Annotated in this window: 12 protein-coding genes, 1 tRNA gene and 1 pseudogene; 7 read left to right on the plus strand and 7 right to left on the minus strand. The window is 71.6% G+C overall.

The window, feature by feature from the left end; genetic code table 11:
• A partial coding sequence (locus IH45_RS0131905; protein ID WP_030676535.1) for a primase alpha helix C-terminal domain-containing protein occupies window positions 1–311 on the plus strand: 311 nt, incomplete at its 5' end.
• 1,043 nt (window positions 312–1,354) lie between these two features.
• Here IH45_RS0131905 and IH45_RS1000000150260 read toward each other — a convergent pair.
• The gene (locus tag IH45_RS1000000150260; RefSeq protein WP_234440754.1) at window positions 1,355–1,690 is read right to left on the minus strand and encodes a hypothetical protein; all 336 of its coding nucleotides are present in this window, start codon (window positions 1,688–1,690) and stop codon (window positions 1,355–1,357) included.
• A gap of 355 nt (window positions 1,691–2,045) precedes the next feature.
• Here IH45_RS1000000150260 and IH45_RS0131915 point away from each other — a divergent pair, with 355 nt between their 5' ends.
• A complete protein-coding gene (locus IH45_RS0131915; RefSeq protein ID WP_158813328.1) occupies window positions 2,046–2,648 on the plus strand; it encodes a helix-turn-helix domain-containing protein in 603 nt (200 codons plus the stop codon).
• Between the two features lie 208 nt (window positions 2,649–2,856).
• On the opposite strand, the gene IH45_RS0131920 is transcribed toward IH45_RS0131915, so the two are convergent.
• Both IH45_RS0131920 and IH45_RS0131925 read right to left on the minus strand, forming a co-directional pair.
• A tRNA-Ser gene (locus tag IH45_RS0131920) sits at window positions 2,857–2,944 on the minus strand.
• A gap of 43 nt (window positions 2,945–2,987) precedes the next feature.
• Window positions 2,988–4,607, minus strand: coding sequence for a trypsin-like peptidase domain-containing protein (locus IH45_RS0131925; protein WP_107058758.1), 1,620 nt, complete (start codon window positions 4,605–4,607; stop codon window positions 2,988–2,990).
• 417 nt (window positions 4,608–5,024) lie between these two features.
• Here IH45_RS0131925 and IH45_RS0131930 point away from each other — a divergent pair, with 417 nt between their 5' ends.
• From IH45_RS0131930 to IH45_RS0131940, 3 genes and pseudogenes are all read left to right on the plus strand, one after another.
• The gene (locus IH45_RS0131930; protein WP_030676545.1) at window positions 5,025–5,867 is read left to right on the plus strand and encodes a glycerophosphodiester phosphodiesterase; all 843 of its coding nucleotides are present in this window, start codon (window positions 5,025–5,027) and stop codon (window positions 5,865–5,867) included.
• Between the two features lie 53 nt (window positions 5,868–5,920).
• Window positions 5,921–6,502: pseudogene (locus tag IH45_RS1000000150265) on the plus strand (ATP-binding protein); the annotation flags it as partial.
• A 730-nt stretch (window positions 6,503–7,232) separates the two neighbouring features.
• Window positions 7,233–8,201, plus strand: a complete 969-nt coding sequence (locus IH45_RS0131940; protein ID WP_030676550.1) for a DUF5926 family protein — start codon at window positions 7,233–7,235, stop codon at window positions 8,199–8,201.
• Between the two features lie 380 nt (window positions 8,202–8,581).
• On the opposite strand, the gene IH45_RS0131945 is transcribed toward IH45_RS0131940, so the two are convergent.
• Together IH45_RS0131945 and IH45_RS0131950 are read right to left on the minus strand one after the other, a co-directional pair.
• The gene (locus IH45_RS0131945) at window positions 8,582–9,199 is read right to left on the minus strand and encodes a hypothetical protein (RefSeq protein WP_030676553.1); all 618 of its coding nucleotides are present in this window, start codon (window positions 9,197–9,199) and stop codon (window positions 8,582–8,584) included.
• A 319-nt stretch (window positions 9,200–9,518) separates the two neighbouring features.
• Entirely contained in the window at window positions 9,519–10,241 is a 723-nt protein-coding gene (locus IH45_RS0131950) for a bifunctional DNA primase/polymerase (protein ID WP_030676555.1), read from the minus strand.
• A 670-nt stretch (window positions 10,242–10,911) separates the two neighbouring features.
• Here IH45_RS0131950 and IH45_RS0131960 point away from each other — a divergent pair.
• The gene (locus tag IH45_RS0131960; protein WP_032918720.1) at window positions 10,912–12,519 is read left to right on the plus strand and encodes a PP2C family protein-serine/threonine phosphatase; all 1,608 of its coding nucleotides are present in this window, start codon (window positions 10,912–10,914) and stop codon (window positions 12,517–12,519) included.
• 275 nt (window positions 12,520–12,794) lie between these two features.
• Window positions 12,795–14,267, plus strand: a complete 1,473-nt coding sequence (locus IH45_RS0131965; RefSeq protein WP_030676561.1) for an aminopeptidase P family protein — start codon at window positions 12,795–12,797, stop codon at window positions 14,265–14,267.
• 53 nt (window positions 14,268–14,320) lie between these two features.
• Here IH45_RS0131965 and IH45_RS01000000144300 read toward each other — a convergent pair whose 3' ends face one another.
• Window positions 14,321–14,971 (minus strand): TetR/AcrR family transcriptional regulator, encoded by a 651-nt coding sequence (locus IH45_RS01000000144300; RefSeq protein WP_030676564.1) that lies wholly within the window; start codon window positions 14,969–14,971, stop codon window positions 14,321–14,323.
• A 311-nt stretch (window positions 14,972–15,282) separates the two neighbouring features.
• Complete coding sequence (locus IH45_RS0131975; protein WP_030676567.1) at window positions 15,283–15,777, minus strand: ATP-binding protein; 495 nt, start codon at window positions 15,775–15,777, stop codon at window positions 15,283–15,285.

Raw genomic sequence — 15,777 nt, forward strand, 5'->3', positions numbered from 1 at the left:
CCCCCACAGCCTTACTGCACCTCCTGAACCACCCCTCCCACCCCGCCTCGCACCGCACCCCCTACGACTACCCTCCCCACCCGTCCCTCCACACCCCGTACACCCCGTCCAACCCCGCCCCCGCCCTCCTCCGCTTCGTCCGCACCGCCCCGGACGGCCAGCGCAACGCCCGCCTCTTCTGGGCCGCCTGCCGCGCCTACGAATCGGGCCTCGGCCAGGAGATGGCCACCGCCCTCACCACGGCCGCCCGCCACACCGGCCTCACCGAACGCGAAGCCCGCGCCACGATCGCATCCGCGGCCCGCCGCTGAAGTGATCAAAACCGCATGCTCCGCCCCTCCCCCTACATAAGCGGCTGCACCACGTACAACCGCACCGCACCGCAGGAGGGGGCAACATGCTTTCGGAACTCGTCAGGATTCGGGTTGGTCGGGCGGGCCGTCTCACGCCACACGCCCCCGCCGGCCGAACGGCCAGTGGGGCCTTCTACGTCGAGGGGAGCCTGCCCTACCAGACAGGCCGCCACGTGCTCCCGGTTCCCGACGGCTTCTCGATACTCGCGGCAGCCGCCTCCGTAACCGTCCCCCACACCTGACTCAAGACGCCGGAGGACCCGGACACCGTCGCACCCTGGCTCCCCCAGGGCTGGGTGGTGGACCGCGAAGAAACCGGCCACCTCATGGCCACCGAACTCGACCCCACGCCCCCGGCACCCTTCGACACCTACACCACCACCCTCGAAACCCGCGACGGCGTCACGTACGTACGCGTCACCGGCACCGCAGGCGAACCCGCAGCCCAGGGCCAGATGGCCCTCATCGGCCACGCCACGTCATGCGGCCCCTCCCCACCACGCCACGACCAACGGCGCCACCCTCGGCATCCTCGGCGCCACCGACGCCGGCCGGGCCCTGTACGAAACCTTGGGCTGGAAGACCCACGCGCCGCTGGCAGCCTGCGTCTACCGTCCGTGAGCCGCGTCCGCAGCGGTACCCAACGCGACGGCCCCCGACCAGAATCCCTGGTCGGGGGCCGTCTGCTCACACAGGGAGCCGCGGAGGCCGTGAAACCTGAACCCACGGTGAGGAGTTACCTCACAACAGTTTCACCGAGAAAGCCGTTTCGGTCGCTGACGTAACAGCCGACCAGCCGAAACGACCGAGTACAGCCGTCCTGGGCCCAAGCACGGTCCTCAGCTCATCGGCGAGCCAGCTCAGACGCGCTCCCGACGTAACCGGCGCCCTTCCGCTTTTCAGGCGGTACCTGGGCCGGTTCAGGGGCTGTCGACAGAACAGAGCCTGATCCCTGCTGGTAGTGGGCGTGCGCCCCTGTTGGCGTAGAACTGGCGTACTTTTTACGCGTTGGCGGCGACGCGGCGCTTACGTTGTCGAGGCCGGTCCCCAGGCCAGCCCAGCAAGCGGTCAAGTACAGCGAGCGCGGCCGACTGCCGATCGGGCTTTGTCGACCAGACTGCTGGACAGATGACGAAGAAGAAGATCAGCAAAGCCACGCCGAATGCGGGAGCACCCGCGATGAGCCCGGCGACCCAGTCCTGTCGTACTGCGCTGACGATCGGGGCGACCCCCGCTCCGCAGCTCAGCGCGATCGGCAGAACCAGCCGTCGAGACGGCTGACGGATGAGGGCGGTATCACTTTCCCCTGCAGCGAGATTGCCCGTAGTCTCGGACATGAAGGCGCCTTCCTAGCGGTTGGTGACTTTCACGCAGACGGCTTCCTGTTCCCGCAGGGAGCCGTCGCCTTTTGCGTGCAAGACGACCGGCTCGCGCCGTCTCGGAAACTCTGACACGCGCCTTCAACCCCGGTTGTGCGCAGAAAACTTCGCGGTACTATTTCGGTCACCGCTGTTTCGTGGATCGCCCCAGCTGAGACCACCTTCCCGGAGTGAAATGAGACGTGCGTCACATTGCCTTCTGTGACCCACTTCACATGCGGTCGCTAGGGGAATGTGGCCTAGGCCACATCGTTGGCGGATTGGAGAGGGCATGCCCCGTCGGATGCAACCGCTCGGCGGCGAGGGTGCGTTGGTGCAGTTCGCTCTGGCGCTACGCGACCTCCAATCCCGCACGGGCGGCTCGGTGCGCCTTGCCCAGAGGTACGGAGTGTCACGTACTGCGGCTTACGAGGCCCTTGCGGGAAAGCGTCTCCCCAGCAACGACACGCTGGAGCGCATCGTCATCGCCTGGGGGGTGGACGAGGAGCTGACCCGCTGGCGCACGCTGCGTCGGCGGGTCGAAGGCGAGCTGGCCATAGAGGCGAGACTGAGGGGAGAAGTCAAGATCAAGAAGACGCCCGAAGAGGGCAGATTCCACGAGGCTCTGATCCGCCTGTGGGAGGACGCCGGAAAGCCTTCCCGAAATGCGTGGGGAGAGGCGGCCGGGCTCAGTCCGCGCACTGTCGGCGCCTACCTGGATGGCAAGACCATGCCGATGCCGGAAAAGCTGGCCCTCCTCATTGCAGGGCTGGTTGCGCTGTGTGCTGCAGACAGTGAACTGGAGTCCTGGATCGAGCAGCAGGGTGAGATCATCCGAGGAGAGCACCTCCACCAAGCTCGAGTCGCTCGTAAGGCAGCGAAGGATGAAGCTCGTATGCTCGCGAAAGCCCTTCCGGGTGGTCAGCCACGCGATTAGTGGCTTCTCCGCTGCGGTCTGGCGTACGGGTGGCACATGCCCATCCGGTGACGCGGGCAGATGCCAGCAGACGGCACCCGTCGTGCACCCTGACGTGAGGGACGACGGCAACGAGAGCGGCATAACGGCGGCTGAGGCACGGGGAAACCAAGAGGGGTGCCCGCGTTGGCTGGGCACCCCTTTGGACCAGCTACTTTGCTGGTCTCGGCGGAGGCTGTGGGATTTGAACCCACGGTGAGGGGTTACCTCACGACAGTTTTCAAGACTGTTCCCTTAGGCCGCTCGGGCAAGCCTCCCCGCGCCGCCGGCGGACGGTGGCGCGGGGATCAGACTAGCGCGTCACTTGTCGCCCGTGCGTTGGCCCAGGGTTACCTGGGTGGTGTGCTCCTTGCCGTCGCGCTTGTAGGTGAGGGTCACCTTGTCGCCCGGCTTGTGCTGGTAGATGGTGCTGATCAGGGTGGGGCCGCTGTCGATGATGGTGTTGTCGAGCTTGGTGATCGTGTCGCCCGGCTTCAGGCCGGCCTGGTCGGCGGGGCCCTTCGGGGTGACCGAGGCGGAGCCGTCGGTGCCGCCGTCGCGGGCGATGGTCGCGCCGTCACCCGTGTCGCGCATCAGGACCTGTGCGCCGATCTGCGGGTAGACCGGCTGGCCCTTCTTGATCAGGTCGTTGGCCACCCGCTTGGCCTGGTCGATCGGGATGGCGAAGCCCAGGCCGATGCTGCCGGACTGGCTCTCGCCTCCGAAGCCGCCACCGCCGTTGCCCGCGGACTGGATGGCCGAGTTGATCCCGATGACGCTGCCGGTGGCGTCCATCAGGGGGCCGCCGGAGTTGCCCGGGTTGATGGAGGCGTCCGTCTGGAGGGCGCTCATGTACGAGGGAGTCGTACCGCCGCCGTCGCTGGAGGCCACCGGGCGGTTCTTGGCGCTGATGATGCCGGTGGTGACCGTGCCGGAGAGGCCGAAGGGGGCGCCGATGGCGATCGTCGCGTCACCCACCTGGACGTTGGCGGACCTGCCGAGCGGGAGCGGGACGAGGTTGGCGTCGGAGGGGTTCTTCAGCTTGATGACGGCGACGTCGTAGCCCTGGGCCCGGCCGATGACCTCGGCGTCGTACTTCTTGCCGTTGGAGAACGTGGCGGTCAGTTTGCCGCCCTGGGCGGCGCTCGCGACGACGTGGTTGTTGGTGAGGATGTGGCCCTGCTTGTCGTAGACGAAGCCGGTGCCGGTGCCGCCCTCGCCGGACGCGCCCTGCGCCTCGATCGTCACGACGCTGGGCAGCGCCTTCTGCGCTATCCCGGAGACGGAGGTCGGCTTGCGATTCAGCGCCTCGGGGTCGCCGGAGGCGGAGACCGTCGTCGAGTTCGTGTCGCTGCGGTTGGCGGCCCAGAAGCCGATGCCGCCGCCGATACCGCCGGCCACCAGGGCGGCGACGAGTACGGCGGCGATCAGGCCGCCGTTACGGCGCTTCTTCGGCGCGGGCGCGCCCGGGGCGCCCCACACGTCGCCCGGACCGCCCGGACCACCCGGGCCGCCTCCGTAGCCGGGGGGCGTGGGGCCGCCCCAGCCGCCGTCGGAGGCGCCGTGCGCCGTCGCGTACGCGGGCGGCGGCGCCTGGTGGGCGTGATCGTGCGCCTGGGATGCGCTCTCGCCGCCGGCCGGGGGCTGGGTGCCCATGTCCGGGCCACCTGCCTGGGGGTGGTGCTGAGCGGGGTTGTGGGCGTGGCCCTGCGGGTGATCCTGGCCGTGGCCCTGCGGCTCCGTCGCCCCCGTCGGCTTCGTGAACTGCTGCGTACGGTCCGCAGCGCCGTCCGCCACGCCGACGCCCGCGCCCGCCTGCCCGGCCGTCGGCGCGAACTCCGGCGGCGGGGGCGCGGAGGGCGGGGTGGCGGGAGCCGGCGGAGTGGCTTGCGCCCCCGGCGCCCCCTCAGCCGCTGCCGCGCCGGGCGTGCCCTCGGCCACCGCCGTGTCCCGCGCACCTGGGCCGTCCGAAGTACGCGCACCGGCCTCGGGTGCGCGGTCCGACGCCTGGGGCGCCGACGGCGGCTGGGCCTCCGGCGGGACGGCGGCGCCCTCGTTCTCGGTGCTCACGGCTCTCTCCTCAGCTTCACGTCGGTGCCGGGCCACGGCCCGGCCTCTCCTTCAGGATGCGGTGCGGTCTCCAGGATGCGGCGTGGGCCCCTGGCATACGGGCGACGGGCAGGCGGTACCGGCGAATGTCCCGGGGGCAAGCCTTTCCCACCACGCGTCAGGGCGCCGTAAGCCGAGGCTGTGACTGTCTCCCCATCCTTTATCCCGGACATAACGAACGCATCCGATGTTATGCGGATCAGGTAGTGCACAAGGCGTCCCTCCCGCGAGCGATGGCACGATAACCCGGTGACCACCGCGTACCCGCTCCGGGACCGCACCCCGGACCCCTCCCGCATTTCCGTCGTAGCCCATCGTGGCGCGTCCGAGGACGCACCGGAACACACCCTGGCCGCCTACCGCCGGGCGATCGAGGACGGCGCCGACGCGCTGGAGTGCGATGTACGGCTCACCGCGGACGGCCACCTCGTCTGCGTGCACGACCGCCGGGTCAACCGCACCTCCAACGGGCGCGGCGCGGTCTCCGCCCTGGAGCTGGCCGATCTGGCCGCGCTGGACTTCGGCTCCTGGAAGGAGGACGACGACACCGCCGGCGAGGCGCCGGACCGCCAGCACGAGGACCCGGAGCGCACGTCCGTCCTCACCTTGGAGCGACTTCTCGAACTCGTTGCCGATTCGGGCCGCCGGGTCGAGCTGGCCATCGAGACCAAGCACCCGACCCGCTGGGCCGGTCAGGTGGAGGAGCGGCTCGTCGCGCTACTGACGAGATTCGGCCACACCAAGGGTTCGGCCGAGGGTCCGCCCGCGGTTCGCGTCATGAGTTTCTCGGCCCGGTCGCTGCACCGGGTACGGGCCGCGGCCCCCGACATCCCAGGTGTGTACCTCATGCAGTTCCTGACGCCGCGCCACCGCGACGGCCGGCTGCCGCCCGGCGTCGGCATCGCCGGCCCGGGTGTCCGCATCCTGCGCGCCCATCCCGAGTACGTCGCCAAGGCGCACCGCGCGGGCCATCAGGTGCACGTCTGGACCGTCAACAATGAGGCGGATGTAGAGCTGTGTGAACGCTTGGGGGTGGACGCAATCATCACCAACCGCCCCAAACAGGTACGAGCCCAACTGGGCCTGGGGTAGCGGCCGTCACAGGGAGTGCACCGGCGCATTCGACCCGTACCCGATCGTTACGAGTGCGTCACCGCACCGGGACTGGCCGGTTTCCGGTCCAGGCCATTGGGGCATCCATCCCGTGGCGTGGGGCGAAGGAGGTCTCGGGGGTGGCGTTGATGGTGGCACAAGAGGTGCCGACGGCGTCGGTCATGGCCGTACCCCATGGTCCGTCGGGGGTCGGTTCGGCGCGGCGGCGCATGCGGGAGGAACTGCTCGCAAGCGGTGTCCAGGACACCGTGGTCGACGACGCGGTACTCATTCTTTCCGAACTGCTGAGCAATTCATGTCGGTATGCACGTCCGATATGCACGCAGGAGACGGCTGGTTCCGTACGGGGCACCGCGGGCGACGCGGTGCCGGACGCGATACGGGCGGCGTGGCGCATCGACGCCCACGGCCAGCTGACCATCTCCGTCACGGACGGCGGCGGCCCGACCCGGCCACAGCCGTCCACGCCTTCGGTCACCGCCAAGGGCGGCCGCGGGCTCGCCATCATCCGCTCCCTTGCCAAGGAGTGGGGTGTGGAGGACGCGGGGGGCGAGGTGACGGTCTGGGCCCTGCTCTCCTTGCACGGGCTGCACAGTGCGTTCGCTACGCGCGTTGACCTCCCGGCCGAGCTCTCCGCCGACTTCACCGGCGGGGCACGCAACGGGCGGCCGACCCCGGTCGCACCGGGGCGCGCAACCGGTTTGCCGCGCGGCGACCGCATGCCGGAACCGGCCGGTGAGCAGGCCCTCCGCCCCGGCGGGCCGACTCCCGTACCGGAACTGGAACCGGAACCCGAACCGGCATCGGCATCGGCATCGGCATCGACCGGAGGACGGGAAGCGGCGGGCCACGGGCGGCCGGAGCTGGCTCTGGTGAGGTTCGACCGGCCGGGCTGTTGAAGCTGGACCGGTGAGGCCGGACCGGTGACGTAGACCGGTGAAGCCGGCCGTCGAGGCCGGGGTGCGGGACGGTCCGGATCACCCGGGCCGCCCGGGCCCCGTCCGGCGCCTCCTGGCGCCCGGTTCCCGACCAGTGCTTCCTGGCGCCCGCACAGGCCCGTCCAGCGCCGTCCGTACCGCATACGCGCCCCGCAGTCGGCTCGTACGCCGTGGAGCCGTACCGGCACCGGGCGGGGCGGTGACACGGCCGTACGGTGACGAGCGGTCCCGCGGGACCAATTCCGGTGGCCCGTACGGTCGCGGGCCGTGGACGGGCCCCTCGGCGGCCCGCGTGGCGCGAGCGCGCCCGAGGCCCCCGGCGCGCGGCACGGTGCGCAGCCCAGTCGTCTAGGCTCGCGCCGGAACGCGTCCGTACGCCCAGGATCGACCAGGAGAAAGCCTCGCCATGGCCAAGAAGCGCCGCCCCCAGACCAAGGCCGCAGCACCGCAGATCAAGGACGGCGAGGTGCCCGTCGTAGGGGCGCGCGAGCCCTGCCCCTGTGGCTCGGGCCGCCGCTACAAGGCGTGCCACGGCCGGACCGCGGCACACGCCGCGACCGAGCTGGTGCAGCGCCCCTTCGAGGGCCTTCCGGGCGAGTGCGACTGGGTGGCGCTGCGCGAACTGGTACCCGCCGCCACCGTCGAGCTGACGCTCAAGGACGGGCTGCCGGAGGGCGTCCCGTCGGTGACGCTGGCGACCGTCCTGCCCATGGCCTGGCCCGCACTGCGCCGCGACAACGGCGCCGTCCTGCTCGGCCTCCAGAACGACACCGCCTCCGGCGACCTCAGCCGCGACCTCGCCGACACGCTGCGGCGCGCGCTGGCCGCCGAGCCGGGCACCCCGGTCGCCGCCGAGCGCGCCGCGGCGGACGGCCCGCGCCTGCAGGACCTGCTGGACCCGGCCGCCCCGTTCGAGCCCCAGGTGCACAGCGGCTTCGAGTTCTGGGTGGAGGACGCCGAGAACGCGACGGGCGAGGTCGCCGCCTCTCTGGAGCGGGCGAACGCCGCGGCCATCCCGACCGAGCGGCTGGCCGGTCTGGAGGGCGCGTACTGGTGCGAGACGCCCGAGAAGAACCACCTGCGCTGGGTGATGGCCCACCCGGAGGAGACGCTGCTGGACGCGCTGGCCCGGCTGCACGCCGCCGGCACCTCTTCGCTCGGCGAAGGCACCCGGCTGGTCGGATCGTTCCGGGCGCACGGCCTGGTCGTACCGGTCTGGGACCTGCCGTCCGGGATGAGCGCCGACGACGTGGCCAAGCCCGCCGCCGCCTTCGCGGAGCGGCTCGCCACGGCGCTCGCCGCGGACGCGCCGCTGACGCCGGAGGAGCGCCGCGCCCGCGGCGGGCTCACCAACCGTCAGGTGACGCTGAGCTGATCCCGGGCCGACCCGTGAGCTGACCCCGGCTGCCCCCCGGCTGGCCCCGGGCTGCCCCAGACCCGGCCCCGGACAGCGATCCATGGTCCGTCCGGGGGCACGCCGCGAGCCGCCGAGCCGTGACCGGGAACGTGACTCCGGTCACAACTCGCCGTACCGACCGGTAAATACGCGTCCGGAATTCCACGATCGAATTTGCGAACCGCGGATCTCTTGTTACCGTTCTAGGAGCCCGGTCGCTGGTGCATCCCCCGTCGCCAGCGACCGGGCGCTTCCATGTCTGCGTCCGGAAGGCCGGCAGAGGGTCGGCAGAGGGCCGCGAAGGACCGCCGGAGGGCCGGCGGACAGCCCCCCGGAGCCACCAGGCACATTCCGTACCGTCATTGGTCCGAACCACGCTCGCCCGGCGCCACGTTGCTGCCGGTACGCAGCAGCTTGCGCTCGCCCCGCGCGTCGGCGAGCTCCGCCACCGCGGTGTACGCCGCCGACCCGCCGCCGACCGTCGGCTCGCGCGGGGTCTCGCAGGTCCCGGGCTCGTCACCGGCCGAAATCTCGCAGTACGCCTGTACGGTCCGGCCGTCCGGCCGCATCAGCGTCAGTACGGCCCGCAAGGGCTCGCCGGACGTGTTGCGGTAGTACGTACGCGCCCAGGACCGGCCGCCTTCGGCGAGAACACACGTCTGGGCTTCCACTCCTTCGGGTGAAGCCAGTTCCGGCCCGCAGCGGGACTTCCGGCGGCTGTCGGACGTATGCGCCGCACCCGTGCCCATGCCCGTACCCGTGCCCGTATCCGTACCCGCGTCCGGCGCGCCGGACGGGTCGGACGGGTCGGCCCGTACCGGAGTACGACCGTCCGCTTGTGGAGTGATTGCGGAGCCGTCCGGGGCCGACCGTTCAGATTCAGCCGGACCCGCGGTCGCTGCGGCCAGGGGCATCGCGACGGCGAGTGCCACCGTGCTCGCCAGCGCGATCATGCGGAGGTTCGGCGCACGCTCCATAGGACCCACCTGCGGTTGTCAGGGCGATGGATTGACCGCCGGATTGACGGTCCGCCGAACATATCGGGCCGGAACGGGCACATAACGGGCTCGCGCCCCCGAATCCCGCCACCACCGGGCAGCTCACACTCATACGAGTGAACCGCCCGCGCGTTCTTCCGCCGCCGCGAGCGGTTCGGGGTGCCGGTGATCTGGTTGGCCGGGGGCCGGAGGCGGCCCGGGGGCCGGGGGGTGTTTCGGGGAGGGCCAGGGGATCGCTCCAGGAAGAGCGTTCCGGAGGAGGGCGTTCCGAGCGAGCAGGAAAGGAAACCCCAGCCCCTCAGTACGCCAGCCGGCTCCCCCCGTCCGGCGCACTGGTACTGGCGGTGACCAGCGCGTCCACGATGGTTTCCACCTGCGGCAGCCAGGGGGCGGCCGCTCCGGTGCCCGGCGAGCGCTCCCAGCGGACCTTGCCCGCGCCGATCTGTGAGGGCGGCAGGACCACGTAACCGTCCTCGCCGTGGAAGCGCAGCGAACTGGGCACCCAGTCCCGGGAGTGCAGCAACTCGCCCAGCTCCGCGAGGGAGTACGGGGCGACCAGCAGCGACCAGCGGGTGGGGGTGGCGACGACCGGGCCGACCCGTACGCCGAAGTGGTCGAGGGCGGCCAGGGCCCGCGCGCCGGCGACGGCCGGCAGGCTGAGCGCGCAGGGTGCGCGGCCTCCGGTGGCCAGCAGGAGGGGCGCGGTCGGCCGGTTGGTCCACCACCAGCGCACCATGCGGGCATCGGTGGTGGCCGCGAACAGGCCGGGGTCGAAGGGGTGGGCGCCGGGCACCACGCAGTCCGGGTCCGGACAACTGCACGGGCGCGTCCCGCGCTCGGCGCGGCCGTGCCGCCCGCCGGACGGTTTGCCGCCCGCCTGTTTCCCGCCGGTCCGCAGTCCGACGCCTGGGAGTACGGGCCACTGCCACTCGGTGGCACAGTGGAGTGCCGCACCGAGCAGTGCCGACCTTCCGCCGCGCCGGAGCTGGAGCTTGCGTCGCCTTCCGAGGATCTCGCGCATGAGCGCTCGTTCCTTTCCGTAAACGCCGAGGGCTATGTCCATCGCACTACATGCCGGTTCATGCCGCTGCGTGGTGTGTCACGGCTCCTGAGAACCCCTGAACGCCACGTGGATCTGTGGTCACTGCCTGTACGGAGCAGCGCATCACGCCATACGCCGAGCGTGGAACGTGGCGGAGGGTGGCGCGCGCATGGCGCTTGCTTGTCCCGTGGAGCAGATCCGCCACTTGGGGGTGCGGTGCGGCGCGGTCGTCGACGTGTAAGACGCCCGTGCCCGTCGGAGAGTTCCGGCGCGGCTCCAACTGACCCCGCACCTTTCCGAGTACGTACCCGCCATGGTGGTGATGACGCACTGTCGAACGCCGCCAGTCGACCTCAAATTGACGTTCGGGGGGATATTTTCCGGCCAACTTCCCCGTCTCGTTGACACCACAAACCCCACGGGGACAATGCTGGACATCGTGTCACCGGGGCGTGTACATGTGGAGGCATTGATAGCGGAGCAACATGACATGGGGGTTTGCGATGCTATTGAGGAAATTGAGCAGTTCGAAACACTACTCAACACGACTCAACAAAGTGCCGCATTCCATCCCACCAAGCGGCCTGACCAGGGGTTTTGAGCGGCGCTACGTAAGCCGTCAGCCATGACCACCCCCCACGTTCCGAAAGTGGCTGGAATCGAACCAGCACTTCCCGCCCCCACTCACACTGCCGAGTCCGCAACCGCACCAGCCCCTGCGGACCCCCCACCCGAGGCCCGCTCCGCGGCCGTCCACGACCGGCTCGCCGGCTGGATCTCCGACCTGACCGCGCTGCACGACCTCACCGAGCGGCTGGCCCGTACGCAGTCCCTCGAAGCCGCGCTCCAGGAGTTGCTGCGCGCCGGCGCCTCCCTGGTGGGCGCCCGGCGCGGACTGGTGGTCCTCGAACCGCGCGACGGCCGGGGCCCGGACACCACCATCGGACTCGGGCTGGGGCAGGCCGACATCGGCCACATCGAGACCGTGCCGCGCCGCGCGCTCTCCTTCGGCCGCATCCTCGACGGACTGCCCGAGCCGGACGGGGCCGGGCGGGGCCTCCGTGAGCGGCCCGAAGCACACCCGGACGGCGGGCAGGCGGACCCCGCGCCCCCGGACGGGGCCCCCTCGGACAGCTCCGGCTGCGTCGCCTGCGGACGCGGCGACATCGCCCAGCCCGACATCCCCGGCGAGCCCGGTCTCGACCCCCGCCTGCGCGAGGTCGCCGCGCGCCTCGGGTACGCGGCCAGTTACGCCGTGCCGCTGGACGCCGACCAGGTCGGCCGCTTCGGCGCCGCGGTCTGGCTCTACGACGAGCCCGCCGAGCCCGCCGAGCGGCAGCGCCACCTCATCGGGCTCTACCTCGGATACGCCACCGCGCACCTCGCCCGCCTCCTGGAACTGCACCGCCAGCGGCAGACCGTGGCGACACTGCGCGAGGAACTGCTGCCCAGCCGGCTGCCCCGCGTCCCCGGCGTACGGCTCGCGGTGCGGCACGGTGCCGGACCGCTCGGCGGCGGTGACTGGTACGACGCGCTGCCGCTGCCGGACGGCGCGCTGGGCCTGGCGGTCGGCTCCGTCACCGGCTCCGGGCCGGGCGCGGTGGCCGCCATGGGACGGCTGCGCGCCTCGCTGCGGGCGTACGCGGTGATGGAGGGCGAGGACCCGGTCGCGGTCCTCTCCGACCTCGAACTGCTGCTGCGGCTGACCGAGCCGGCCCGTAGCGCCACGGCGCTGTTCGCCTTCGCGGAGGCACCGCCTGCCGGGCCGGGCGGACCTGGTGGGTCCGGTGGACTTGGTGGGCCAGGTGGGTCGAATGGGCCGGGTACACCTGGGGCCGTACCCGGTGCGTACGGAACGTACGGGCCGGGCAATGCCACGGCCGCCCGCCGGATCGTGCTGGCCGGAGCGGGCCACTGCCCACCGCTGATCATCGGCGACCGGCGTACCGAGTACGTGGAGACCTCACTGTCCGCGCCGCTGGGCATGCTGGCGTGCTGGGAAGCGCCGAGCGTGGAGCTGGCACCGACGCCTGGAGAAACCCTTCTGCTCTACAGCGACGGGCTGTTGCGCCGCACCGGCGACCCGATGGACCGCGCCTTCGCCCGGCTCCATTCGGCCGCCGCCGGCGTCCCCCGGGCCGCACGCCACGACCCCGAGGCCCTCGTGGACCACCTGCTGCACACGCTGCTGCCGGACGGGATCGACGACGCGGAGTCCCCGGAGGACGTGGTGCTGCTCGCGGCGTACTTCGAGTGAGGGACCGGTGAGCGAGGGCTTGCCCTGAGTTCGCGCCCAAGAGGACCGCGCGGCGGCCGGGCGCGGCGGCGCGGGCGGGCCGGGCGCGGGGGCCGGACGCCGCCACGCCGCCACTCTCCGCCTCTCCGCCGCACGACCACGCCCCACGCACGGCCGCGCTCCGCCCCCCACCCCCGACCTGTCCGATATCTCACCTACCTCACCGCTTCCGCCCCCTGGACCCTGTTCCCTTCGCACTTACGATGGAACGCGGTGCAGTCTTAAAAGGAGGCATAGTGACCGACGAGCTCACGCCGGAGACCCCGGACGAGGACGAGCAGCCGATCAAGCAGCGCAAGAACGGCCTTTACCCGGGCGTATCGGACGAGCTCGCCGCGAACATGAAGTCGGGCTGGGCCGACACCGAGCTGCGCGACCTGGAGCCGATCGAGCAGGCGCCGAACGCGGCCCGGCGGCGGGAGGCGCTGTCCCGCCGCTTCCCCGGCGAGCGTCTGGTGATCCCGGCAGGCAACCTGAAGACCCGCTCCAACGACACCGAATACGACTTCCGCGCCGCGACGGAGTTCGTCCACCTCACGGGCGACCAGACCGAGGACAGTGTGCTCGTCCTGGAGCCCCGCGAGAGCGGCGAGGGCCACGACGCGACGCTTTACCGGCTGCCCCGCTCCAACCGCGAGAACGGCGAGTTCTGGCTGGACGGCATGGGCGAGCTGTGGGTCGGCCGCCGCAACAGCCTGGACGAGGCCGCGGCGCTGCTCGGCGTGGCCTGCGCGGACGTGCGCGAGCTGGCCGACACGCTGCGCGAGGCCACCGGCCCGGTCCGCGTGGTGCGCGGCCACGACGCCGGCATCGAGGCGGCGCTGGCCGACAAGGTCACCGCGGAGCGCGACGAAGAGCTGCGGGTGTACCTCTCCGAGGCCCGGCTGATCAAGGACGAGTTCGAGATCGGCGAGCTGCAGAAGGCGGTCGACTCGACCGTGCGCGGCTTCGAGGATGTCGTGAAGGTCCTCGACAAGGCCGAGGCGACCAGCGAGCGCTACATCGAAGGAACGTTCTTCCTGCGCGCCCGCGTCGAGGGCAACGACGTCGGTTACGGCTCGATCTGCGCCGCCGGGCCGCACGCCACCACGCTGCACTGGGTCCGCAACAACGGCGAGGTCCGCTCCGGCGACCTGCTCCTGCTGGATGCGGGCGTGGAGACGAACACCCTCTACACCGCGGACGTCACCCGTACGCTGCCGATCAACGGCACGTACAACGACCTCCAGCGCAAGATCTACGACGCGGTCTACGAGGCCCAGGAGGCGGGCATCGCGGCGGTCAAGCCGGGCGCCGCGTACCGCGACTTCCACGACGCGTCGCAGCGCGTGCTCGCCGAGAAGCTGGTCGAGTGGGGTCTGGTCGAGGGCCCGGTCGACCGGGTGCTGGAGCTGGGGCTGCAGCGCCGCTGGACGCTGCACGGCACCGGCCACATGCTCGGCCTGGACGTGCACGACTGCGCCGTCGCCCGTACGGAGACGTACGTGAACGGGACGCTGGAGGCCGGCATGGTGCTGACCGTCGAGCCCGGCCTGTACTTCCAGGCGGACGACCTGACCGTCCCGGAGGAGTACCGCGGCATCGGCGTCCGCATCGAGGACGACATCCTCGTCACCGAGGACGGCAACCGGAACCTGTCCGCCGCGCTGCCGCGCCGCTCGGACGAGGTCGAGGCGTGGATGGCCCGGCTGACCGGTCAGCAGGCCTGATCACGGCTGCATACGGACACGGCTGACCGGAGGCGGTCGGTGGCCCCGCGGGGTCACCGACCGCCTCCGGCGTTCCCGGGTTCCGCATCCTGCGGCCCGCGGGCGAACACCCCGGCCCGGGCGGCCGTCCAGGCAGCCTCGGCGGCGCGGTCGGCCAGCCGGAGGTCGATGGGGCGGCGGGCGATCAGCAGCCGGTAGTAGAAGGGCGCGCCCAGGGCGGCCATGATCTCGTCCGCGTCGACGCCGGCGGGCAGTTCGCCGCGCTCCACGGCGCGGTGCACCATACGGCCGGCCAGCCGCAGCCGCTCGTCGAAGAAGTCCCGCAGCACGTCGGCGGCGGCGGGCTCGCGCGCGGCGGCGGAGACCACCGCCTCCAGCAGTCCGCGAAAGCGCGGCTCCGCGTAGAAAGCGGCGATCGAGCGGGCCAGCGCGCGCAGGTCGTCCGCGAGCGCCCCGGTGTCCGGAAGCGGCACCTCGGCGCTGATGTCGGCCATCAGCTCGCAGACGATCCGCTCGGTGGTGCGCCAGCGCCGGTAGATCGTCGCGGCGTGCACGCCGGAGCGCTGGGCGATCCGCTCCACGCTGAGCGCCGCGTACCCGCCGTCCCCCAGCTCCGCGAAGGCCGCGTCCAGTACGGCTTGTCGCGTTCGCGCGGTACGTCCCCCCGGCCGGGACGCGCCGGGAGGTGGCTGCGCTGTGTTCAAGGCGGCTCCGTATTGCAGTGCGAGATCCGGCCACGTATCGTCCAGAACGCTAACGCGAGTCGCCTCGCGTTAGAACTGGAGTGTGCGCGGGTCCCGCGGCAATCGGGGACGCGGCGGGGGACGTCCTCCCCGTGCGGGACCGCGCCACTCACCGTTTTCCGGGGGACGGCGGACACCGGCCGGACATGGTCCGGACGGGCACCGGGTGACGGTTCCCCGTACTTCTTCGGCATGTCGCGTCCGTGCCGGCGGCAGTCCGGCACGCAACCCCACGGGCGGGACCACGACGACCCCACGGGCAGGATCCCGCCTCACGAAGCCATCAACGGCACCTCCTCCCGCCACTTCAGGATCTTGTCGAAGCTGACCACCGCGCCGCACCGGCCGGTGCGGTTGCGGTAGCGGACGTGGTCGGTCAGGGCCTCGATCAGAAACAGCCCCCGTCCGTGTTCGGCCTGGGCCGGGGCGGGGGCTGCCGTGGGTGGGGGCGGCGCGGGGGTATCGGGCGTTGCGCTCCGTCCGGGGCGCTTGGGCCTTCGGGTCCGTTCCCGGAAACCGGGGCCGGAATCGGTGACTTCGATACGACAGGTGTCGCCGTTGATGAAGGCGGTGACCCGGTAGTCCTCCGTGGCGGCGTCGCCACCGTGTTCGACGGCGTTCGCACACGCTTCGGAGAGGGCGACGGACAGGTCGTGGGAGATGTCCGGGTCGACCCCGGCCGTCTCCATCGTGCCCAGCAGGAGCCGCCGGGCGAGCGGGACGCTCGCGGCCTCGCGCCGCAGGTGCAGGGACCACCAGATGCTCAT

Origin of the sequence: Streptomyces rimosus subsp. rimosus (assembly GCF_000720725.1) — a bacterium.
GTDB lineage: Bacteria > Actinomycetota > Actinomycetes > Streptomycetales > Streptomycetaceae > Streptomyces > Streptomyces rimosus_A.